This is a genomic window from Actinomadura sp. ATCC 39365 (assembly GCF_054392275.1).
The window spans coordinates 10461041-10482045 of record NZ_CP184335.1 but is presented as its reverse complement, the minus strand read 5'-3'; the positions used below and the strand labels follow the sequence as shown (position 1 = coordinate 10482045).

At 72.7% G+C, this 21005-nt stretch carries 25 protein-coding genes and 1 pseudogene; 11 read left to right on the top strand and 15 right to left on the bottom strand.

The genetic code is table 11. The features are described 5' to 3' along the window. The first annotated feature begins 47 nt into the window (after nucleotides 1–47). Entirely contained in the window at nucleotides 48–746 is a 699-nt protein-coding gene (locus ACNF49_RS50065) for a helix-turn-helix domain-containing protein (RefSeq protein ID WP_357970940.1), read from the top strand. Here the strand turns inward: ACNF49_RS50065 and ACNF49_RS50060 are convergent. The 5 genes from ACNF49_RS50060 to ACNF49_RS50040 are packed head-to-tail and all read right to left on the bottom strand — an operon-like array spanning nucleotide 712 to nucleotide 2975. Further along, nucleotides 712–1338, bottom strand: coding sequence for an alpha-ketoglutarate-dependent dioxygenase AlkB family protein (locus tag ACNF49_RS50060; protein WP_482942065.1), 627 nt, complete (start codon nucleotides 1336–1338; stop codon nucleotides 712–714). The two genes, ACNF49_RS50065 and ACNF49_RS50060, sit on opposite strands and share 35 nt — an antisense overlap. An 11-nt stretch (nucleotides 1339–1349) precedes the next feature. Continuing rightward, entirely contained in the window at nucleotides 1350–1793 is a 444-nt protein-coding gene (locus ACNF49_RS50055) for a hypothetical protein (protein WP_482942064.1), read from the bottom strand. Continuing rightward, nucleotides 1790–2491 carry a 2OG-Fe(II) oxygenase gene (locus ACNF49_RS50050; RefSeq protein ID WP_357970943.1) on the bottom strand — a complete coding sequence of 234 codons (702 nt, stop codon included), beginning with the start codon at nucleotides 2489–2491 and terminating at the stop codon, nucleotides 1790–1792. The genes ACNF49_RS50055 and ACNF49_RS50050 overlap by 4 nt, the downstream gene beginning before the upstream one ends. Continuing rightward, complete coding sequence (locus ACNF49_RS50045) at nucleotides 2488–2739, bottom strand: methylated-DNA--[protein]-cysteine S-methyltransferase (protein ID WP_482942063.1); 252 nt, start codon at nucleotides 2737–2739, stop codon at nucleotides 2488–2490. The genes ACNF49_RS50050 and ACNF49_RS50045 overlap by 4 nt, the downstream gene beginning before the upstream one ends. Beyond that, nucleotides 2694–2975 (bottom strand): methylated-DNA--[protein]-cysteine S-methyltransferase, encoded by a 282-nt coding sequence (locus ACNF49_RS50040; protein ID WP_482942062.1) that lies wholly within the window; start codon nucleotides 2973–2975, stop codon nucleotides 2694–2696. The genes ACNF49_RS50045 and ACNF49_RS50040 overlap by 46 nt, the downstream gene beginning before the upstream one ends. 74 nt (nucleotides 2976–3049) lie before the next feature. On the opposite strand from ACNF49_RS50040, the gene ACNF49_RS50035 reads away from it, so the two are divergent. Continuing rightward, nucleotides 3050–3862 (top strand): alpha/beta hydrolase, encoded by an 813-nt coding sequence (locus tag ACNF49_RS50035; protein ID WP_357970947.1) that lies wholly within the window; start codon nucleotides 3050–3052, stop codon nucleotides 3860–3862. A 231-nt stretch (nucleotides 3863–4093) separates the two neighbouring features. On the opposite strand, the gene ACNF49_RS50030 is transcribed toward ACNF49_RS50035, so the two are convergent. Continuing rightward, on the bottom strand, nucleotides 4094–4396 hold the full coding sequence (locus ACNF49_RS50030) for a hypothetical protein (protein ID WP_357970949.1): 303 nt from the start codon (nucleotides 4394–4396) through the stop codon (nucleotides 4094–4096). Between the two features lie 976 nt (nucleotides 4397–5372). Between ACNF49_RS50030 and ACNF49_RS50025 the strand changes: the two genes are divergently transcribed. Both ACNF49_RS50025 and ACNF49_RS50020 read left to right on the top strand, forming a co-directional pair. Then, nucleotides 5373–6263 (top strand): SMP-30/gluconolactonase/LRE family protein, encoded by an 891-nt coding sequence (locus tag ACNF49_RS50025; protein WP_482942061.1) that lies wholly within the window; start codon nucleotides 5373–5375, stop codon nucleotides 6261–6263. Between the two features lie 252 nt (nucleotides 6264–6515). Further along, complete coding sequence (locus ACNF49_RS50020) at nucleotides 6516–7103, top strand: TIGR03086 family metal-binding protein (protein WP_357970953.1); 588 nt, start codon at nucleotides 6516–6518, stop codon at nucleotides 7101–7103. A gap of 204 nt (nucleotides 7104–7307) precedes the next feature. Here the strand turns inward: ACNF49_RS50020 and recQ are convergent, their stop codons facing one another. Continuing rightward, nucleotides 7308–9155 (bottom strand): DNA helicase RecQ, encoded by a 1848-nt coding sequence (recQ, locus tag ACNF49_RS50015; RefSeq protein WP_482942060.1) that lies wholly within the window; start codon nucleotides 9153–9155, stop codon nucleotides 7308–7310. 64 nt (nucleotides 9156–9219) lie between these two features. Next, a pseudogene (locus tag ACNF49_RS50010) lies at nucleotides 9220–10325 on the bottom strand (MFS transporter). Between the two features lie 189 nt (nucleotides 10326–10514). Here ACNF49_RS50010 and ACNF49_RS50005 point away from each other — a divergent pair. The 3 genes from ACNF49_RS50005 to ACNF49_RS49995 all read left to right on the top strand — a co-directional run bounded on the left by ACNF49_RS50005 (nucleotide 10515) and on the right by ACNF49_RS49995 (nucleotide 11943). Further along, nucleotides 10515–11276, top strand: a complete 762-nt coding sequence (locus ACNF49_RS50005; protein ID WP_357970959.1) for an SDR family NAD(P)-dependent oxidoreductase — start codon at nucleotides 10515–10517, stop codon at nucleotides 11274–11276. Between the two features lie 28 nt (nucleotides 11277–11304). After that, the gene (locus ACNF49_RS50000; protein ID WP_364325023.1) at nucleotides 11305–11550 is read left to right on the top strand and encodes a type B 50S ribosomal protein L31; all 246 of its coding nucleotides are present in this window, start codon (nucleotides 11305–11307) and stop codon (nucleotides 11548–11550) included. A 153-nt stretch (nucleotides 11551–11703) separates the two neighbouring features. Next, nucleotides 11704–11943 carry a DUF3040 domain-containing protein gene (locus tag ACNF49_RS49995; RefSeq protein ID WP_357970963.1) on the top strand — a complete coding sequence of 80 codons (240 nt, stop codon included), beginning with the start codon at nucleotides 11704–11706 and terminating at the stop codon, nucleotides 11941–11943. On the opposite strand, the gene ACNF49_RS49990 is transcribed toward ACNF49_RS49995, so the two are convergent. From ACNF49_RS49990 to ACNF49_RS49975, 4 genes are all read right to left on the bottom strand, one after another. Then, a complete protein-coding gene (locus ACNF49_RS49990; RefSeq protein ID WP_482942059.1) occupies nucleotides 11851–12222 on the bottom strand; it encodes a DUF6343 family protein in 372 nt (123 codons plus the stop codon). The genes ACNF49_RS49995 and ACNF49_RS49990 overlap by 93 nt on opposite strands. A gap of 12 nt (nucleotides 12223–12234) precedes the next feature. Further along, a complete protein-coding gene (locus tag ACNF49_RS49985; protein ID WP_357970966.1) occupies nucleotides 12235–12936 on the bottom strand; it encodes a maleylpyruvate isomerase family mycothiol-dependent enzyme in 702 nt (233 codons plus the stop codon). Between the two features lie 17 nt (nucleotides 12937–12953). Further along, on the bottom strand, nucleotides 12954–13637 hold the full coding sequence (locus ACNF49_RS49980; protein WP_357970968.1) for a DUF4344 domain-containing metallopeptidase: 684 nt from the start codon (nucleotides 13635–13637) through the stop codon (nucleotides 12954–12956). Between the two features lie 172 nt (nucleotides 13638–13809). After that, on the bottom strand, nucleotides 13810–14550 hold the full coding sequence (locus ACNF49_RS49975) for a hypothetical protein (protein ID WP_357970970.1): 741 nt from the start codon (nucleotides 14548–14550) through the stop codon (nucleotides 13810–13812). A gap of 190 nt (nucleotides 14551–14740) precedes the next feature. Between ACNF49_RS49975 and ACNF49_RS49970 the strand changes: the two genes are divergently transcribed. The 3 genes from ACNF49_RS49970 to ACNF49_RS49960 all read left to right on the top strand — a co-directional run bounded on the left by ACNF49_RS49970 (nucleotide 14741) and on the right by ACNF49_RS49960 (nucleotide 17478). After that, on the top strand, nucleotides 14741–15613 hold the full coding sequence (locus ACNF49_RS49970; RefSeq protein WP_482942058.1) for a sugar kinase: 873 nt from the start codon (nucleotides 14741–14743) through the stop codon (nucleotides 15611–15613). 191 nt (nucleotides 15614–15804) lie between these two features. After that, on the top strand, nucleotides 15805–16794 hold the full coding sequence (locus ACNF49_RS49965; protein ID WP_482942057.1) for a LacI family DNA-binding transcriptional regulator: 990 nt from the start codon (nucleotides 15805–15807) through the stop codon (nucleotides 16792–16794). 48 nt (nucleotides 16795–16842) lie between these two features. Continuing rightward, nucleotides 16843–17478 carry a tetratricopeptide repeat protein gene (locus ACNF49_RS49960; protein WP_482942056.1) on the top strand — a complete coding sequence of 212 codons (636 nt, stop codon included), beginning with the start codon at nucleotides 16843–16845 and terminating at the stop codon, nucleotides 17476–17478. A 60-nt stretch (nucleotides 17479–17538) separates the two neighbouring features. Here ACNF49_RS49960 and ACNF49_RS49955 read toward each other — a convergent pair whose 3' ends face one another. Then, a complete protein-coding gene (locus tag ACNF49_RS49955) occupies nucleotides 17539–18411 on the bottom strand; it encodes a LysR family transcriptional regulator (RefSeq protein ID WP_482942055.1) in 873 nt (290 codons plus the stop codon). Nucleotides 18412–18493: 82 nt separating this feature from the next. Between ACNF49_RS49955 and ACNF49_RS49950 the strand changes: the two genes are divergently transcribed. Then, on the top strand, nucleotides 18494–19255 hold the full coding sequence (locus tag ACNF49_RS49950) for an SDR family oxidoreductase (RefSeq protein WP_357970978.1): 762 nt from the start codon (nucleotides 18494–18496) through the stop codon (nucleotides 19253–19255). A gap of 24 nt (nucleotides 19256–19279) precedes the next feature. On the opposite strand, the gene ACNF49_RS49945 is transcribed toward ACNF49_RS49950, so the two are convergent. Further along, complete coding sequence (locus tag ACNF49_RS49945; protein ID WP_482942054.1) at nucleotides 19280–20017, bottom strand: aminoglycoside phosphotransferase/kinase family protein; 738 nt, start codon at nucleotides 20015–20017, stop codon at nucleotides 19280–19282. Beyond that, nucleotides 20004–20999 carry a LacI family DNA-binding transcriptional regulator gene (locus tag ACNF49_RS49940; RefSeq protein WP_352320101.1) on the bottom strand — a complete coding sequence of 332 codons (996 nt, stop codon included), beginning with the start codon at nucleotides 20997–20999 and terminating at the stop codon, nucleotides 20004–20006. Before ACNF49_RS49940 ends, ACNF49_RS49945 begins: the two co-directional genes overlap by 14 nt. Nucleotides 21000–21005 lie beyond the last annotated feature (6 nt).

Here is a 21005-nt window from a genome sequence, read left to right as displayed (position 1 = left end):
CCCCAGCCTGTCCGCCTGACGGGACGCCGGGCGCTAGGCTGCCGCGTGTGGAGTTGAAGGATCAGGTACGCGAGCTGCGCGCCCAGGGCAGGTCTCCCAAGGAGATCGCCCGGGCGCTCAAGGTGTCGCCGTCGGTCGTCGCGCCCCTCGTGCGCGCCATCGCCGCCGAGAACGTGACGTCGGCCGAGCCCGAGGTGGTCGGCTGCTGGATGAACGTCGGCTGGAGCGCCGGGCTGGGCGTCGACCCGTCCAAGGGCTGGGTCGACGAGGCCCCGGAGTCCGGCGCCGGCGGCATGGTGTGCGTGCTGGTCGCCCGGCGCCACACCTGGGACCGGATGACGGTCTGCGGCTACCTCGCCGACGTCTACTGCCTCGGCATCAAGAACACCATCGGCCCCGACGTGCTCGACGATCGCGACCTGCGCAGGTTCCGCGAGTACTTCTTCGGCGAGTACGCGGGCTACCAGGAGGTGCCGATCGAGCTGGCCCAGCACCTGGTCTTCGGCTCGATCGACCACGCGCGCACGCTCGGCTTCGAGCCCCACGAAGAGTTCGCGCCCGTCAGCGACCTGCTGGGCAAGTGGGAGGGCGGCTCGGCCATCACCTTCGGCCGCGACGGCAAGCCCTTCTACACCCCGGGCCCGCACGACGACCCCGGCAAGGTCCTGCGCATCCTGCGCCGCACCCTCACCGACGACCAGTTCGACTACTTCATCGAAGACCCGTCACCCGCATCGTCACGTTGAGGCGCCCGGCGGCCAGGCCCGTGGCCGGGTCGCCGGTGCCCGGGTAGACCTTCGGCACGCCGTGGTAGGCGAAGCGGGACGCGCCGCCGAACACGAACAGGTCGCCCGAGGCCAGCTCGACGTCGGTGTACGGCTTCCCGCGCGTCTCGGTGTTGCCGAAGCGGAACAGGCACGTGTCGCCGACGCTCAGCGACACCACCGGGGCGTCGGAGCGCTCGTCCTTGTCCTGGTGCATGCCCATCCTGGCCTGGCCGTCGTAGAAGTTGACCAGCGCGGTGTCGGGGTCGTAGCCGTCGTCCGGGCGGCCGTAGGCGTCGGCCAGCGCGCGGCGGCCGAGGTCGCCGAGCCACGCGGGGAACGCGGCGACCCGCCGCCCGTTCACGTCGTGGGCGAGACGCGTGTACCGGTACGGCTGCCAGTGCCAGCCGACGCACACCGTCCGCACCGACATCACGCCGCCGCCGGGCAGCACGGTGTGCCGGATCGGCACCGGGCCGGTCGCCCACGCGCGGCAGGCGCGCACCAGGTCCTGCTGCTCGGCGAGGGACAACCAGCCGGGGACGTGCACCGCGCCCGGGGCGACCTCCCGCATGGGCCGGGGGATCACGATGGTTCCCGGAAAATCAGGTTTCGTCCTAGTCGCCATGTTGTGCCGTCGGTGTCGGCTCCGCGCATGCCTTCCAGTGTCCCAGGAGCGGCCAGGGCGACCGCGCGGGCCGTGGCCGCCGAACCGTACGTCCGGCGGGGATCCCAGTCGGTGCTGCGGCGCAGGCGCTCGCTCATCCCGGCCCATCCCGCCGGCGCGCCCGCGACCACCCAGGCGTCGGGTTCCCCCGCCGTGAACCGCCTGGCCTGGCGCAACCAGGACGCCGCCGTCTCCGGCCAGGCGACCACCGCGAGCACCGTCCCGTCCCAGGCGTCCGCGAACGCCCCGGCCAGGCGGGCGCCGTCCCGGCCGTGGCCGACGACGACGGCCCGCGCCCGCGGGCGCTGGGCCCGGACGAGGGTGAGCAGCGCGTCCAGCTCGGACGTCGGCTCGCCGGTCATGTCGCGTCGTGGAGGACCAGGCCGAGGGTGTGCCGCAGCCCCGAACGCACGGTGCTGACCCCGTGCCGCACCGGCGAGGCCGACCAGCCGCGCGAGGAGCGCACCGGCCGGTCGCGGGTGGTGAAGATCAGCCCGTGACCCTGCGGCAGCGCGGTCACCGTGCCCCGCGACTGGGCCCTCGGCCGCTGCTCCACCAGCAGGAACTCGCCCCCCGTGTAGTCCTCGCCGGGCCGGTCGAGCCCGATGACGACCTGCAGCGGGAACACGAGGTCGCCGTACAGGTCGCGGTGGAGCGCGTTCCAGTCGTTCTCCCGGTAGCGCAGCAGGATGGGGGTCGGCTTGGTCTGTCCCGCCGCGTGGCACATGTCCAGCCACTCGCCGAAGTCGTCCGGCCAGGGCGCGGGCTGCCCCAGCCGGGCCGCCCAGTCGCGGGCGATCGGCAGCAGATACGGATAGAACGCCGCCCGCAACTCCTCGACCAGCGGCGGGAACGGCCGGCGGAAGTACCGGTACTGGCCGGAGCCGAACCGGTGGCGGGCCATGTCGACCGTCGAGCGGAACCGGCCGGCCTCGTCGTACAGGCCGGAGATCTCCGCGCACTCCCCGGGCGAGAGCAGCCGGGGCGTCAGCGCGCAGCCGTGGGCGTCGAGCTCCCCGGCCAGCCGCTGCCAGTCGGCCCCTTCGACCCGCGGCGTCATGACGACACGCTCCAGAGCTGCGGCTGCAGGACGCCTTCGAGGGTGAGCAGATCGCACTTGCGTTCCAGGCCGCCCGCGTAGCCGGTCAGCGCGCCGTTCGCGGCGACCACCCGGTGGCAGGGGACCACGACGAGCAGCGGGTTCGCGCCGATCGCGGCGCCGACCGCCCGGACCCGGTCCCGCGCCACGCCGGCGCGGGCGGTCAGCTCGCCGTAGCTCGTGGTCGTCCCGTACGGCAGCGCCGCCACCTCCCCCACACCCGCTGCTGGAACGCCGTCCCGCGGGCGGCCAGGGGCAGGTCGAACGAGGTACGCCCGCCCGCGAAGTACTCGCCGAGCTGCCGTTCGGCCTCCCCGAACGCGGCCGGCTCCCGGCGTCCGGGCGGCGCGCCCACGTCGAACGACACGCGGGTCAGCCGCCCGGCGCCGTCGCCGACGAGGAGAATCTCGCCCAGCGGACTGTCGATGATGGTGTGGATGTCCATACTCTCTACAACACCGGCGCGCCCGCGGAAGTCAGCGGTTTTCGGACGTCGTGGCTGGATGGGAGAGGAAGTTCATGGCCGAGTCGCGAGAGCACACCTTCACCGGCACGCGGGGGCTGAACGTCGTCCGCGAATGGCCGCACGACCGGCCCCGCTACATCGCCCTCCTGGTCCACGGATACGGCGAGCACATCGGCCGCTACGAGTACGTCGCCGACCGTCTCGTCCGGCACGGCGCCGCCGTCCACGGACTCGACCACATGGGCCACGGCAGGTCGGCGGGCGAACGCGTGCTCGTCGAGGACTTCGAGGACGTCGTCACCGACGTGCACACCGTCGAGGAACGCGCCAGGGCCGACCATCCCGGCGTCCCGGTCGTGCTGATCGGCCACTCCATGGGCGGCATGATCGCCGCCCGGTACGCCCAGCGCTACGCCGAGGGCCTGACCGCGCTGGTGCTGTCGGGCCCGGTGATCGGCGAGTGGGAGGTCATCCCCGCGCTGATGGCGCTCGACGAGCTGCCCGACATCCCCATCGACCCGGCCACGCTCTCCCGCGACCCGTCGGTGGGGGCGGCGTACGCGGACGACCCGCTGGTCTGGCACGGGCCGTTCAAGCGGGCCACGGTGGAGGCGTTCGCCGCGATGCTGGACACGATCGCCAAGGGCGGCACGTTCGGCGCCCTGCCCACGTTGTGGGTGCACGGCGAGGACGACCAGCTCGTACCGCTGGCCGGCAGCCGGACCGGGGTGGAGGCGGTCAAGGGCAGCGACCTGACCGAACGCATCTACACAGGCGCCCGCCACGAGGTCTTCAACGAAACCAACAGGGACGAGGTCATCGACGACGTCCAAACCTTCGTAGACCGAGCACTGGACAACCGGTAGCGGGGGGGCTGCTGGCAGCTGGGCAGCCAGTAGCCAGGGCGGCGCGTGCGTGGCTTGCTGGGCGCTGGCCTTCCGGCAGCCGGGGGTCTGTGCGGTGGGTTGCTGGGCGGCCCGCAACCGGCAGTGACGCGAGCCGTTGGCTGCCGGGTGCGAGGCAGCTGGTGGTCAGGCGTGGCTCGTGTGCTGGGCGCCTGGAAGCCAGCGGTGGCTCGTGTGGTGGGCTGCCAGGGGCTACTGGGCGACCGGTAGCCAGAGGTGCCCCTTGCCGTGGGTGCGGCTGAGCTCGATCTTCCAGCAGCCGGGCTTGGGAAAGACGAGCCCGGTGCCCCATTCGTCCCCCGGCCGGTGCCAGGACGACCCGCCGTGCTCCTCGGGTCCCCAGGCGAGGCGGGCGGCGGTGCCGTCAGGAAGGGACGCCCTGACCGTCAGCGGCCCTTCCCCGGTCATCCGCCACACGATCTTGGTGGTCTGCTTCCGGTGAAGCGGCAGCCCGGACACGAACAACAACCCCCACACCTCGGCGTCCGCCGACACCCCCCGCACCTCCGGAAACCCACCCCCTCCGACCACCGACGCCCCCCGACACCCCACCCCCGCACTCGGGCTCGGGCTCGGGCGGGCGTCGATGCTCAGGGTGGGGGTGGGGCTCAGCCTTGGGCCAGGGAGGGGGCCGGCGTCGGTGCTCAGGCCGGGGCCCGAACCCGGGGCCGGGGTGGCGCCAGGGAGCGGGCTGAGGTCAGCGATCGGGTCAGGGGCGGTGCTCCCGCCGTGGGCGGCGTTCAAGTTGGGGGCGGTGCTCCGGCCGGGGGCGGCGTTCAAGTTGGGGCCGGTGCTCCGGCCGGGGGCGGCGTGCGGGCCGGGGGCGGTGTTCGGGTGTGGGCCGGTGCTCCGGCTGGAGGCGGGGTTCGGGCCGGAGGCCACGTTCGAGGGCGTGTCGGGGGTCGGGCTTGGGCTCCCGGCCCCGCCTCCGCCCGGTGTGATCCCCCAAGACGCGCTCACCGAGGCACCCGCGCCGCCCCTCTCGCCTCCGAACGAGGACCCGGCGCCACCACTCGCCCCCGCCCCCTTCCCAGAACCCCCGGCCGCCGCACACCCGACCCCCACCACAAGCGCCGCCACCGAGAACACCGCCATCTTCCTCATGCCCTCACTTACCCCCCACCCGCCCAAAAGGTTCCAACGGGACACGCAAGCCCACGGCATCCGAGATCCCCGCGTCCCCGGCGTCGCGGCGGTCCAAGAGCACCCGGCCCGACCATCGGCACCCGCCCGTGCCGGTCCAGGACGATCCGCCCCGCCGCACCAGAAGCCCCGCACTCGCGCCCATCCGGGCGTCCCCGGACAGCGTCATCGTGCGGCCGTCGCCGCGTCGGGACGGACGGGGGCCGTGTGCCCGCCGAACGTGACAGACCCCCTCAAAAGGAGCACCTACTGAACCACCTCTCGCACAAGGGTCGATTAACCATATGGTGTCCGGTAGAAGTAGGTTTTGTCAGAAGGAGGTTCAGTGATGGACAGGTTCAAGGCGCGGTTCGAGGTCGTGGACGAGCGGTTCGGCTTCGACGGTGGCGACGAGTACGTGGAGGTGCTGCATCGGGGCAGCCGCAAGGCCGAGGGCCCGGCCTACTTTCCGGCCGGGCGCTACCTGGTGTGGAGCGACATCCCCAACGACCGGCTCCTGCGCTGGGACGAGACGACCGGCGCCGTCGGCGTGTTCAGAAGCCCGGCGGGCAACGCCAACGGCAACACGGTCGATCGCGAAGGCAGGCTGGTCACCTGCGAACAAGGGGCGCGCCGGGTGACCAGGACCGAGCACGACGGGTCGATCACCGTGCTCGCCGACAGCTACCAGGGCAAGCGGCTCAACAGCCCCAACGACATCGTCGTCAGGTACGACGGCACGATCTGGTTCACCGACCCGCGCTACGGCATCACCGGCTACTACGAGGGCAGCCCGGCCGAGAGCGAGATCGGCGCGGACCACGTGTACCGGCTCGACCCGGAAAGCGGTGAGCTGACCGTCGTCGCCGACGACTTCGTCCGCCCCAACGGGCTGGCCTTCTCTCTTGACCAGAGCCGGCTGTACATCGTGGACACCCGCGAGCGGCACATCCGGCTCTTCGACGTCGGCGACGACGGCACGCTGTCGGGCGGCAAGGTCTTCGCCGAGGAGTGGTTCGACGGGATCAGGCTCGACTGCTACGGCCGCGTCTGGGCCGCCGCCCTCGACGGCCTGCACTGCTACCACCCCGACGGCGGCCTGCTCTGCAAGCTCCTGCTGCCCGAGTCGGTCTCGAACCTGACCTTCGGCGGCGCCAAGCGCAACGACCTGTTCATCACCAGCTCGGCCGGTGACCTGTACTCCATCCGAGTCACCTTCGCCGGGGCCGGCGACCGCTAGGGCCGGCACGGACCGCGGATGCGGCAGACGGTTCGCGGGCCCGCCGGACGGGCCCTTCGCCCCGATCGGCAGACGGTTCGCGGCCCACCGGACAGGCCCCTCCGCCTCCGACGGACGCTGAGTCGCACAGGGCGGCCACCGGCGGCCGGAAGGCCGGCCCGTCCGCTCTACCTACCGGACACGAACGGCATCCTGCCCCCAGGGCGATGATTTTCGGCCTTCCACGAGGTCTGTATGAATCGAGGAGGCGACATGGACGAACGGGCAAGGGCGTTGACGGCAGGGGTGGCGTTGCTGGAGCGGGCCATCGACTACACCTTGGGCAGCCTGCGCGTGGTGAGCCCACACGTGCTGTGCCGGCCCACCCCGTGCTCCCGCTGGAACCTCCAGGAGCTCCTGGACCACATGCAGGACTCCTTCGAGGCCCTGAACGAGGCCGCGCTCGGCCACATCGCCCCCGCCCGCAGGCCCGTGCCGGTCGGCGGCCCGGCGCCCGGCAACCCGGCGCTGCTGCTCAGGGACGGCGCGACGGAGGTGCTCGGCACGTGGGCGGGCACGATCGAGGCCGGGATGGTCGCGGTGGGGAACGTGCCCATGACCACTCCGATGGTGGCCGCGGCGGGCGCCATCGAGATCACCGTGCACGGCTGGGACATCGCGCGGGCCTGCGGTGAACACCGCCCAATCCCGCACGCCCTCGCCGAAGAGCTGCTGGACCTGGCCCAGCTCTTCGTCACCGACGAGGACCGCCCGTTCCGCTTCGCCGCCCGGCTGCGGCCGCCCCCGCTGGGCACCGCCCAGGACCATCTCCTCGCCTACCTCGGCCGCCACCCGAACTGACGGCAGCACCGGCCCCCCACCCGGCGGCGGCACCCCGTACGATCGAAGAGGGACACCGGGGCCCGGCATCCGTCCGGCCGGTCGCGGGCCAGGCGCCTCGACCAGGTCGGCCAGCGTGATGGCGACGACCGTTCTTCGTGCGGCCGTCGCCATCACCCCGAATCGCGGCTCGCCCTGCTCCCGGAACTGAGCCGGGGACGGGCGTCAGGCGTCTTCGTCGGCCGCCCCGACGACCTCCAGGACCTGATCCCCGTATTTGGCGAGTTTGTTCTCCCCGACCCCGTTGACCCTGCTCAGCTCCGCCAGTGAGGACGGCGCCAGCGTGGCGATCTCCCGCAGCGTGGCGTCGTGGAAGATGACGTACGCGGGCACGCCCTGCTCCTTGGCGACCGCGCCCCGCCAGGCCCGCAGCCGCTCGAACAGCGGCGCGGCCTCGGCGGGCAGCTCGGCGGCCGGCTGGCCCTTCGCCCCGGACGACCCGGACGACGACCCGGACGACGACCTGGACGCCCGGGACGCCGGGCGGGCCGTGTCGCGGCGCAACGGCACCTCCCGCTGCCCGCGCAGCACGTCGGCGCTGGCGTCGGTGAGCACCAGCGTGCCGTGGTCGGACTCCACCGCGAGCAGGCCCTGCGCCAGCAGTTGCCGGGCCACGCCGTGCCACTCGGCGTTGCCCAGGTCGGTGCCCACGCCGAAGACGGTCAGCGAGTCGTGGCCGTGCTGGAGCACCTTGGCCGTCTTCTTGCCGAGCAGGATGTCGACCACCTGCCCCACGCCGAACTTCTGGCCGCGCTCCCGCTTCAGCCGCAGCACGGTGGACAGCACCTTCTGGGCGGCGATCGTGCCGTCCCAGGACTCGGGCGGGCTCTGGCAGGTGTCGCAGTTGCCGCAGGGCTCGGCGCCCTTCTGCCCGAAGTAGTCGAGCAGCATGACCCGGCGGCAGCCGGCCGTCTCGCACAGCGCCAGCATGGCGTCGAGGTGGAGGACCTGGCGGCGGCGGTGGGCCTCGTCGCCCTCCAGGGCCATGCGCCGGTGCTGGACGACGTCTTGCAGGCCGTAGGCCATCCAGGCGGTCGCGGGCAGGCCGTCGCGCCCGGCGCGGCCGGTCTCCTGGTAGTAGCCCTCGACCGACTTGGGCAGGTCGAGGTGGGCGACGAAACGCACGTCGGGCTTGTCGATGCCCATGCCGAACGCGATGGTGGCCACCACGATCAGCCCGTCCTCCCGCAGGAAGCGGGACTGGTGGGCGGCGCGGGTGCGGGCGTCGAGCCCCGCGTGGTAGGGGACCGCCGCGATGCCGTGGTCGGCCAGGAACGCGGCGATCTTCTCCACCGACGAGCGCGACAGGCAGTAGACGATGCCGGAGTCGCCCGGGTGCTCGGTGCGCAGGAAGTCGAGGAGCTGCCGCTTGGGGTCGCTCTTGGACGTGATGCGGTAGTGGATGTTGGGCCGGTCGAAGCCGGCCACGAAATGGCGGGCCTGGTCGAGGCCGAGCCGGGTGGAGATCTCGGCGTGGGTGGCCGGGGTGGCGGTGGCGGTCAGCGCGATGCGCGGCACCTGCGGCCAGCGCTCGCGCAGCTCCGACAGGGCGAGGTAGTCGGGGCGGAAGTCGTGGCCCCACTGCGCCACGCAGTGGGCCTCGTCGATGGCGAACAGCGAGATCTCGCCCTTGGCCAGCAGCCGCATCGTGGCCTCGACGCGCAGCCGCTCGGGGGCGAGGTAGAGCAGGTCGAGCTCGCCGGCCAGGAACTCGGCCTCCACGAGCTGGCGCTCGTCGAAGTCCTGGGTGGAGTTGAGGAAACCGGCCCGCACGCCGAGCGCGCGCAGCGCGTCGACCTGGTCCTGCATGAGCGCGATCAGCGGCGAGACGACGACCCCCACCCCAGGACGCACGAGCGCCGGGATCTGGTAGCACAGCGACTTGCCGCCGCCGGTGGGCATGAGCACCAGCGCGTCGCCGCCGCCGACGACGTGGTCGATGATCTCCTGCTGACCCGCCCTGAACGAGTCGTAACCGAAGACGCGGTGGAGAGCCTCGGTGGGGGTATCCATGCGGCTACCTTACGTGGTCGTCGGCCGACGTTCCGTCAGTTCCGCCGACGGCGGACCGCGGGTCTCAGGTCGGCTCGGCGGGCAACGCGGCCTCTCGCTCCGGCGCCCGCCCGTACCGATCGTAGGCCACCAGCGAGAGCGCTCCGAGCACGCAGGCCGCCGCCACCGAGGCCATCACCGCCGGGTATCCGGCGACCTGCGCCACCGCCGCCGACAGCAGCGGGGCCACGGCCTTGGACATCGTGACGGGCAGGGCGAGCGCGCCGCTCAGCGTCGCGTACGCGGCCGTGCCGTACCGGTCGGCCAGCAAGGCGGGACGGGCGATCGTGGCCACCCCGAACCCCAGCCCGAACAGCACCACCCCCGCGATCGCCCCCGCCACGCTGTCACCCGCCAGCGGCAGCAGCAGCGCCGCCACCCCCTGGACGGCGAACATGGCCGCCGTGACCAGCGCCACCGGCCACCGGCTCTGCAGCCCCGTCGTGACCAGCCGCCCGGTCACCGACAACACGCCGAGCAGCCCGGCCACGCTCGCCGCGAACAACGGCGGATGCCCGAGCGCGATCAGGTACGTCACCAGCAGCACCCCCATGACCGCCACCGCGCCCGTCTGGGCCAGGAAGGCGGCCACCAGCAGCCAGAACGGCCGTTCGCGCAGCGCCGAGCCGACGATCGCCCGACGCCGGGCCGGCGGCGCGGACGCCCCCGCCCCCGCACGGCCAGCGCGTGCAGCGGCACGGCCGTCAGCGCGTACCCGGCGGCCAGGACGACCAGCGCCTGCCGCCAGCCGTACCGGTCCACGAGGAACCCCGTCAGCGGCAGGAAGATGCTGGAGGCGAACCCGGCCACCACCGTCACGGCGAGCAGCGCGCGCGCCCGCCGGGCCGGGTCGAACCAGGCGACGATCACCGCGAAGGCCGCCTCGTAGAGCACCATGGCCGAGGCGATCCCGAGCGCCGCGCACACCAGGTAGAGCTGCGTCACGGTGCGCACCTGCGACCAGGCGAGCACCGCGAGCCCGCCCAGCAGCGACCCGGCCGTCATCAGCGCGCGCCCGCCGTGCCGGTCGAGCCAGCGTCCGACGAGGGGGGCGACCAGCGCGGAGACCAGCACCGACACCGTGATCGCGCCGGTGAGCTGGGCGACCCCGGTCCGCAGGTCGCGGGCCATCGGCGGGATGAACACCGAGAACGCGTAGTAGAGCACGCCGTAGCCGGCCGTCTGCGTGATCGCGAGCGCCCCGACCACGCGGGCCGGCGACCTCGGACCGGGTACGGCGATCACGCCCTGGTTCGTTCCCGTTCACCAGCCGGAAATACGGTGACAATGGTCACCCTGCGAGCGAGTAGCGTCGAACGCATGAGTCTTTCCTACGTGGTGACCGGCGGCGGGCGTGGCATCGGGAAGGCCGTGGTCCAGCGGCTCCTGGGGGAGAAGGACACCGTCGTCGTCATCGACCGCGACGGCGGCTCGCTGTCCTGGACGGGCCCCCGCGTCATCCCCGTCGTGGGCGACGCGGCCGACGACGAGCTGGTCTCCTGGGCCGCCGACCGGGCCGAGGAGGCCGGCACGCTGGCGGGCTGGGTCAACAACGCGGCGATCTTCCGTGACGCCTCCGTGCACGACGCCCCGATCGCGGAGGTCAGGCAGCTGATCGCGGCCAATCTGGACCTGGCGCTGGTGGGCTGCGCGGTCGCCGTCCGCCGCTTCCTCGCGGCGGGCACGCCGGGCGCGATCGTCAACGTCACCTCCCACCAGGCCACGCGGGCGGTCCCCGGCAGCCTGCCCTACGCCACCGCGAAGGCCGCGACCGAGGGCCTGACCAGGTCGCTGGCCGTCGAGTACGGCCGGTACGGCATCAGGGTCAACGCCGTCGCGCCCGGCTCGGTGGCCACCGAACGCTACGAGGACTTCCTGGCCTCCAGGACCGCGGACGAGGTGGTGGACGTCGAACGCGAGATGGCCAGGGTGCACCCCCTGGGCCGGGTCGCCTTCCCCGGCGAGGTGGCCTCGGTCGTGGCGCACCTGCTCTCGCCGGACGCCTCCTTCGTCAACGGGGCGACGATCCCCGTGGACGGCGGCCGGACCGTCCTCGGGATGGACCCCGAAGCCAGGGAATGAAAACCATTGCCATCCGGTTGAGAGGGGCATGAAGAAGAACCTGCACCCCTCGTACCGTCCGGTCGTCTTCCGCGACCCGAGCGCCGGCTTCGCCCTCCTCACCCGCTCGACCCTGACGAGCAGCAGGACCGTCGAGTGGGAGGACGGCAGGACCTACCCGGTCGTGGACGTCGACGTGTCGTCGGCCAGCCACCCGTTCTACACCGGCCGCAGCCGCGTCCTCGACACCGAGGGCCGCGTCGAGCGCTTCAACCAGCGCTACGGCAAGAAATGACAGCCAAGGCTTGACCCGCCCCCGTACGTTCCGCGCTTCCGGCCGGAACGGCCGGGGGTTTCGGCATGTCACGCCAAGGAGGCGCCGGGCGGGCATGCTGGGGCTACTGGTGGGTACAAGGCTTTCACCGGCGTGGGAGCAATGGTGATCGCGATGGGTCTCTCTGGAAGGGAACGCCGCATCCTCGCTGAGATCGAGCAGGGCCTCGAACGGGACGACCCCGAGCTGGCCCGGCGCGTGGCGGCAATCAACAGGATCGAGTCCGACGGTATCGACTACCCGCAGGCCTACGGTGACCGGCTACGAGTGTGGGCGCTGACCCATGTCTGGATCATCTTCGGGGTGGCCGCCGCGGTGATCCTGCTGCTCCTGCTGGCCGTGCTCACCACCTGACCGACCGTGCTCACCACCTGACCGGGCGTGCCCGCCACGTGACGGCCCGGCGCGCCGGCGCCTGAGCACCGCCAGGTCCACGGCGGCCACCACGGCCACCGCGGCGGCCAGGGCGGCCTCCCAGACCCACACCTGCTGTCCCGTGGCCATCGCGCGGGTCACGAAGAAGACCGCCGCGGCGACGGCGGCGACCAGGGCGATCCACGACAGCACCCGCCTCGCCCGCAGCGGGCTGCGCGCGGTCACCGGCTCGGTGCCCGCGCGGTTGCGCAGCCACATCCCGCTCTCCCCTCAGGCCAGGCACCGCAGCGCGGCGGCGACCCGCGGGTTCAGCCCGTCGGTCGGCAGCCGCCCCACGGTGGCCTCCACGAACTCCGGGTACGACAGCGACGCGCTGCCCCCGTCGACGCTCACCCAGATCTGCTCGGCCGTCTGCTCCACCTGCGCCCGCGAGTCCTGCTCGGCCAGCACGAACCGCCCGACGGCGACCCGCCAGAACGTCCGGTCGTCGATCTCCTCCTGCGCCACCGGCGCGCCGACGTCGTCGGCGTGGGTGGCGTACTCGGAGTCGTAGTGGAAGGTCTGCAAGCCCACCGGGTACGGGCCCGCCATCGTGTCGATCAGCGCGTCGGGGCCGAGTGCGCGCATACGCTCGCGCGTCTCGCCGTTCTTGGCGCGCCACTCCTGGAGCACCTCCTCGACGGGCACGTCGCGGCGCTGCCGTACGGACCACTCGTTGAAGTCGTTGAACCCGGTCACCCCCTCGGCGGCCACCCGGGTCAGCAGCTCCTGCACGGTGCCGTCGAGACAGGCGTGGTTGTACGCCTCCTCACCCGCCAGATGGGCCAGCACGTCACGGACCGACCACCCGTCGCAGCGGGACGGACGCGCCCAGCCCGACTCGTCGAGCCCGGCGAAGAACCGGTCGAGCCGGGCCGCCTCGGTGTCGAAGATGTCGAACGGGTCGAAGTCTCTGAGCAGCTCCTCAGCCATACATCCGGACGTACCCCTCAGGCCCCGACTTTCACTGCCAGTGACCCCAGTTCCGCCCTGGCCCGCTCGTACTCGGCGCGGCACGACGGGACGCGCTCGGCCGGCACCCAGCCGCCCTTGGCGATGCGGGCGTACTTGGCGGGGTCGGCGCCGTACAGGAGGCAGGCGAACGTGGCGGCGGCGGCCGTCCCCGACAGGTGGTCGGCGTGGGTGTGGGCGGCCAGCAGGTGGCGGGCCTCGGCGGCGGCCACCACGTGGCCGCCGTCGCGCGCCGCGAGCGTCAGCGCGGCGAACCGGTCGGCCTGCGGCTCGTCGGCGGGCAGGCCGTTGAGCGCGGCCAGGGCGTGGCCGAGCTGGTGGTGGTAGAGGGCGGCCAGGGCGCCGTCCACGCGGGTGGCGGTGGTGCGCCGGTCGGCCTCCTCCGTCTCGGAGATGCCGGTGAGCGTGCGGTCGATCTTGGCGACCAGCGAGTAGCAGATCGTGATCCGCCGCCGGTCGCCGTTCCAGGTGGCGCGGGGGGCGTCGCAGCCGCGGGCGACGACCTGGACGCCGCCGAGCCGGGTGCGCAGCACGCCGCTGTCCTTCAGGAGCTTCCTGGCGTGCTGCTCGCGGGCCGTGCCGGCGGGTTCGTAACGGACCGAAGGGGCCGCCCCCAACGTGCTCGTCAGGCTCAGGACGAGGGCGATCAGGGGGTGGGGCATATGGGGGCTCCTGTCGGATCGACGCTGTGTCCGCGAGACGGCGGGCCGCCTCCTTTGCAAATGGGACAGTCCATGCGGCGATCCGCTGATCGATAAACCTCGCCGGCGGCAAAAGAATCAGGAAATGCCGGAGGCCCGGCTCCCACCAGGGGAACCGGGCCTCGGCGATCAATCAGCGGTGGTGCCAGGAGCGGTAGACCTTGACGTAGTCGCGACGGCTCTCGGAGCCGTTGAGCTCGTCGTCACCCTCGAAGACGGCCTTGAACGTGCCGCTCTTCCAGGCGCGGGTCTTGGTGGCGAACTTGCCGCCCCAGGAGGTCTTGGCCGAGGCGACCCACTTCCAGCCGCTGGAGCCGTTGGCGCGGTAGTAGACGCTCACCTTCTCGCCGCGCAGACCCTCCCAGCCTTCGTCATCGACCTGAAGGCGACCGGAGAAGTAGATCGAGCGGCCCTGACGGACCTTGTAGGGGTCGGCCGTGAAGCGCGTGATGCGGGTGTCGGCCTTGCCCTTCTGGATCTCGACGGCGAAGAACGCCGAGTCGGTGGCGACCTGCTTGTTGTCCTTGTCGAAGGCCACGGCGGTGGCCTTCCACTTGCCGGCGAAGTCGCCCTCGGTGAACGGGACGGCGAAGCGCCAGCCCTCGAGGTCCTTGACGTCCTTGGCACGGAAGGTGCGGACGTCGCCCTCCGGAGCCACGCTCAGCGTGACCTTCTTGACGTCGGAGCTGGCCCCGATGTCGAAGTACGCGGTGGTCTCGCTGCCGGCCTTCACCACGACCGGGTTGGGGGTGATGTCGCGGATCTTGAGTTCGGTGGCGTGCTTGGTCGCGGTGGCGGAGGCGGCGCCCGCGCCGGAAACCAACATGGCCCCGCCGACGAAGGCGGTGATGATTCCTACTGCGATCTTTCTCATGAGGGTGCTGATTCCTCTCCCCGTATCGACTCGAAGCCGGCGCCGGGGCGCGCCGACTTCCTCTACTACTTAGAGGCAGAGGTTGGGGAAAAGGTTCGCTAAAGATACAGAAAATATTTGATCACGGTCCTAACCAGGACTTATGCGAAAAAATCAATCCGCGCAGTCGTGACCAACTACAGTCTGGCTCATGACGGACGTCTACGCGCTCGGTGAGCCGCTCGGAGTGGTCTCCAGCGGCCGGGTGCGGCACGAGAACGAGGCCAGACTGGACGTCTGCGGGCCCGAGTTCACCCTGGTGATCGCCCTGTCCAGGCTGGGCCACCGCTGCGCGTACGCCGCCCGGGTGGGGGACGACGAGCTGGGCGCCAGGGCGCTGACCGTGCTCAGGGGCGAGGGCGTGGACGTCGAGGACGTGCGGGTGGTCGAAGGGGCGCGTACCGGGATGGTGCTCAGGGAGGCGCGCGTCGGCCGCGAGCCGGTGACCGCCCAGTACCGCACCCGCTCGGCCGGGTCCCGGCTGTCGCCCGGCAACGTGCCGATGGACCGGGTGGGCGCCGCCAAGATGCTGTACGTGACCGGCGTCACGGCGGCCCTGAGCAGGGACGCGCTCGACGCCGTGCACGCCGCCATGAGCGCGGCGCGGACGGCCGGGGTGATGATCTCGTTCTCCGTCGATTACGTGCCCGAGTTGTGGCCCTCGGTCCGGGAGGCCGAGGAGGTGCTCGGCGAGCTGGCCTGCCAGTCCCACCTGCTCTTCCTCGCCCAGGACGAGCTGGACCTGGTCAAGCCCGCTCTCACCCCCGAGCGCGAGGTCGTGGTCGACCGGGGCGCCAAGGGTGCCAGCGTGCGCGCCGACCGTATGCGTTACGACGTGGCCGTCCCGCAGGTGCCCGTCGTGGACATGGCGGGCTCGGGCGAGGCGTTCGCGGCCGGTTACATCAGCGCCGCGCTCGACGGCCTGACGCCGCAGGAACGGCTGCACCGGGGTGCGCTGCTGAGCGCGGCGGCGATGGCGAGCGTGAGCGATTGGCAAGGCTTGCCGTCCAGGGCGGAGCTATGACGCAGGATTTCGCAACCGGTTGACGTGATTGCGCAAACATTTGACTGGCGATTGTCGTGCGGCACCCCGCATTTCTTCCGTCCGGTGCGCCGAAATTGTCGGGAAGGACGTCCTGGGCGGGAGTGGGAAGGGGCAGCTGTGGCTACGTAAGTGATCGCAAGCGCTTGCGCGGAAGGCCGTATAGTTTGCGCATGACGCGACGACTCGCAGAGGTGGCGAAGAAGGTCGGGGTGAGCGAGGCGACGGTCAGCCGCGTGCTCAACGGCAAGCCGGGTGTGTCCGACGCCACCCGCGAGGCCGTGCTGACCGCGCTCGACGTGCTCGGCTACGAACGTCCCACCCAGTTGCGCGGCGACCGGGCCCGCCTGGTCGGCCTGGTGCTCCCCGAGCTGCAGAACCCGATCTTCCCCGCCTTCGCCGAGGTCGTCGGCGGCGCGCTGGCCCAGCAGGGTTTCACCTCGGTGCTCTGCACCCGCACGGTCGGCGGCGTCTCCGAGGCCGACTACGTCGATCTGCTGCTCCAGCAGCAGGTCAGCGGCGTGGTCTTCGCCGGCGGCCTCTACGCCCGGGCCGACGCCTCGCACGACCACTACGAGCTGCTGCACGAGCGCAAGCTGCCGACCGTCCTGGTCAACGCGGCCGTCGAGCGGCTGGACTTCCCGCAGGTCTCCTGCGACGACGTGGTGGCCGCCGAGATGGCCCTGTCCCACCTGCGCGCGCTCGGCCACGAACGCGTCGGCATGGTGCTCGGCCCGAAGGACCACATGCCCTCCCGGCGCAAGCTGGAGACGTTCCAGGCCCGGGGCGGCGACCCGCGGCTCGTCGAGCACACGATGTTCTCCCTGGAGGGCGGGCACGCGGCCGCGTCCAGGCTGGTCAAGCAGGGCGTGACCGGCGTGATCTGCGCCAGCGACCTGCTCGCGCTCGGCACGGTCCGGGCGGCCAGGCGGGCCGGCCTCGACGTGCCGGGGGACGTCTCGGTCATCGGCTTCGACGACTCGGCGCTGATGAACTGCACCGAGCCGCCGCTGACCACGGTCCGCCAGCCGATCGACGCGATGGGCCGGGCCGCCGTCGACCTGCTGGTGGCCCAGATCGACAAGGCCGTGGTGCCCGCCGACGAGCTGCTGTTCGAGCCGGAGCTGGTGGTCAGGGCCTCGACGGCGCGGGCCCGCGGCTGACCTCGCCCGCACGTGCGCCCGGCCGCTACTTCCCGTACATTCGGGCAAATGTGGATCGAGCGGGCCAGGGGGCTCTACGAACGCGGGATCTACGCAGGGGACGACGCCGCGCTCGCCGCGTCCGACCGTGAACTGGACGCGGTCGAGGCCGCGTTGTGCCTGGCCAGAGGCCGGGTCCTGCACGTGCGCTTCGTGCAGGGTGGCGAGGCGGACCCGCGCGAGCTGGCGCTGTTCGAACGGGCCGGCGCGCTGTTCAAGGCGGTCGGCGACCGGCGCGGGGAGGGGGAGTCGGCGTTCTGGGAGGGCTGTTACCACCAGGTCGTCGATGGCGATCTCGACCGCGCGCTGCCCCTCTTCCGGCGCGCCGGGGAACTGGCCGCGGAGACGGGGGACCTGGCCACGCTCGCGGAGGTGCTCAGGCACCAGGGGATCGCGGCCCACCGGTCCGGGCGGCTGGACGAGGCGCGCGAGAGGCTGACGGAGTCGTCGCGGCTGCGCCGGGAACTCGGGTCGCCGGCCGGGGTCGCGTCCAACCAGGTCGGGCTGATCCGCATCGCGGTCGCCCAGGGGCGGCACGACGAGGCCCTGGCGCTCGCCGACGAGGCCCGCGCCCTGGCCGCGTCGTGCGGCGCCGACCGCGTCGCCGCCCACGTGGAGGAGGCCCGCGCCACCATCCCGACCTGACCCCGGCCTGGCCAGACCTTGACCCGACCTGCCTCGGCCCTGACCCCCGCCTGCCGCGCGTCACGCGCACAGGCAGCGGACGAACTCGCGTACCAGCGCGCGCACCGACGGCCTGCGGTCGTCGCGCCGCCAGACGATGGCCAGCCTGCTCGGCGGCAGCCCGGTCACCGGCCGGGCCACCACGTCGTCGCGCCGGTAGAGCTCGGCGTTCCCGGCCGAGACCAGCGCGACGGCCCGCCCGGACGCCACCACCTCGAACGCCTCCTCCGCCGTCTCCGCCTCCGCCCCGACCAGCGCCGGGCCGGTGCGCCGGTCGGCGGCCAGCCAGAAGTCCCGCATCGGCCCCGCCGTGCGCGGCAGCGCGACGAACGGCTCGCCGGCCAGCTCGGCCAGCCCGACCTCCGTCCGCCCGGCCAGCCGGTGCCCGGCGGGCAGCGCCACCCACCGCTCCTCGGTGCTCACCACCGTCCAGTCGTAGGCGCCGTCGTCGGGGACGGGCAGCCAGGCGACCGCGACGTCCACCTGCCCGTCGCCCAGCCCCACGGTCGGGTCGCCCCAGGTGATCTGGCGGAAGCGCAGCTCCCACCCCGGCAGCGCCTCCACGATGGACGGCACCAGCCCCCGCCCGATCCGCGTCTGGAACCCCACGGTCAGCGTGCGCTCCTCGCGCGCCGAGGCCACCGCGCGCCGCGCGTCCTCCCACTGCTCGATGATCTGCCGGGCCAGCGGCAGCAGCGCGGCCCCGGCGGCGGTCAGCGCCACGGTCCGCCGGTCGCGGTCGAACAGCCTGGCCCGCATGGACAGCTCAAGCTGCCTGATCTGCCTGCTCAGCGAGGGCTGGGAGATGAACAGCCGCTCGGTGGCCGCCCGCGTGAAGCTCAACTCCTCCGCGACCGCCACGAAATACCGCAGATCCCGGATATGGGCATCCATAGCAAGAAGCTATAACAGCCGGTCTTGGACGCCCGCGAAGTCCCCGCCGCACGATGGAGCTCCACCGATGAAGGAGCACGCAATGAGTGAGTTCGCAGGCAGGATCGCGCTGGTCACGGGGGCCTCGCGCGGCATCGGACGGGCCGTGGCGCGACGCCTGGCCGCCGGCGGCGCCCGTGTGATCGTCCACTACGCCACCAACGACGACCTGGCCAAGGAGACGGTCGCCGAGATCGAGAACGCCGGCGGACAGGCGTACGCGGTCAAGGCCGCCTTCGAGGACGGCGTGGACGCCCTGTTCGACGGCCTGCGCGACGACCGGCTGGACATCGTGGTGAACAACGCCGCCATCCTGGGGGGAGTGCTGAACTCGGTGACGCCCGAGCAGTTCGACCGGGTGTTCGCGGTGAACGTGCGGGCGCCGTACTTCGTCATCGAACGGGCGCTGCCGCTGCTGAACGACGGCGGCCGGATCATCAACGTGTCCTCGGCGGTCGTCCGCATCGCGCTGCCCGATGTCGTGTACTCGATGACCAAGGGCGCGCTGGACACGCTCGGCTTCACCCTGGCCCCGCTGCTCGGCCCACGCGGCATCACCGTCAACACCGTCTCCCCGGGCGTCACCGAGACCGACATGAACGCCTGGCTGCGCGAAGACCACGACGGCGTCGCCGAGCGGCGCGTCACCGAGGTCACCGCGCTCGGCCGCATCGGCCGCCCCGAGGACATCGCCGACGCCGTGGCGCTGCTGGCCCGGCCGGACGCCCGGTGGATCACCGGCCACGTGCTCGACGCCACCGGCGGCTACTTCCTCGGCCCGGCGCAGGGCGTCGTGCCGGTCTGACAACGGGCCCGAGCACGGGCCCGGTCAGCGGGAACGGCCGGTAGGGTCGCGCAGCCAGCCGTCGAGGACGGCGCGGGCGGCGGCCCGCTCCTCAGGGAAGCGCAGCGCCCTGGCCAGCGTCCACAGGACGGCCTGGAGAGCCCGCGCCTCGGCGAACACCGCCAGGGCCGGGTCGCCGGGGTGCACGGCCTGACCGCCGCCCGGCAGCCGGGCCGCCAGTCCGGCGCGGGCCTCGGCGAGCCGGGCCGACACCGCCGGCTCCAGGTCGGCGGCGAGCACCCGGAGCAGGTGCCCGGGCTCGTCGAGGACGGGCCCGAGGCGCGGCAGCGCGCCCGGATAGCCGCGCAGCGCCTCGTGCAACTCGCGCAGCGCCCGCCCGAACACCTCGGGCGTCACCGGCCGCGACCCGTCGTGCTCGACGTGCCGCCAGAACGACACCGGCGCCCCGTCGCGCTCGTGCACCCGCGCCGGCAGCAGGTCGCTCGGCGGCACGACCGGCGCCCCCAGCTCGTGCAGGAACGACACGACCGCCAGCTCCCGGCGCATCGCCTCCTCGGGCCGGAGCCGGGCCAGGGCGGTGACCGTGGGCACCCGCGCCACGACCGGCGCCGGCCGCAGGTGGATCCGCAGGTTGTAGGAGTCCTTCAGCACGACGGGCTCGCGCACCGTGACGCCGTGCTCCTCGGCCACCGCGACGGCGGCGGCCACGGCCTCGCCGGCGGAGATCACCCGCGCGGCCCCGGCGGGCTCAGGCCGACTCACGGACCACCAGCTCGGTGGGCAGGATCACCGGTTCCCGCGAGCCGCCCTCGAACAGGCCGAGCAGCAGCCGGACCATGGCCGCCGCCTGCTCGGCGATCGGATGGCGCAGCGTGGTCAGCGGCGGCTCGGTGTACTTGGCCGCCTCGATGTCGTCGAACCCCACCACCGCGACGTCGTCGGGCACCCGCCGCCCGGCCTGGCGCAACGCCTGCAACGCGCCGACCGCCATCAGGTCGTTGCCCACGAACACGGCGTCGAGCGCCGGGTCGTCGCCGAGGAGCTGGCGCATCGCGATCGCGCCCGACTCCCGGGTGAAGTCGCCCACGGCCACGATCGAGCGGCGGTCGGAGTCGCGCAGCACGTTGCGGTAGCCGGTCAGGCGGTCCTGGCCGGCGATCATGTCCTGCGGGCCGGCGATGGTGGCGATCCTGCGCCGCCCCGACTCGACCAGGTGCCGGACGCCCGCCTCGGCCCCGCCCACGTTGTCGTTGTCGACGAACGGGATGTCGACCGGCACGGCCGGCCGCCCGTACGAGACCACGGGCACGCGCAGGCGCGACAGCGCGGCCGGCAGCGGGTCGGCGCCGTGCATGGAGATCAGCATGACGCCGTCGACGTGGCCGCCGGAGATGTACCGCTCCACCCGGGCGTGGCTCTTGGGCGAGGACGCCAGCATCAGCACGACCTGCTTGTTGACCGCCTCCAGCTCGTAGCTGGCCGACCTGATCGCCGTGGAGAACATCGGGTCCTCGGAGAAGACCCGGGTGCCCGGCTCGCTGACGACCAGGGCGATCGAGTCGGTGCGCTGGGTGACCAGGCTGCGCGCCGCCGAGTTGGGGATGTAGCCCAGCTCGTCGATCGCGCGCTGCACGGCGTCGCGGATGTGCGGCGCGACGGTCGTCTGGTTGTTGACGACCCTGGAGGCGGTCGCGCGGGAGACGCCCGCGCGGGCGGCGACCGCCTCCAGCGTCGGGCGTCTCATGACTGC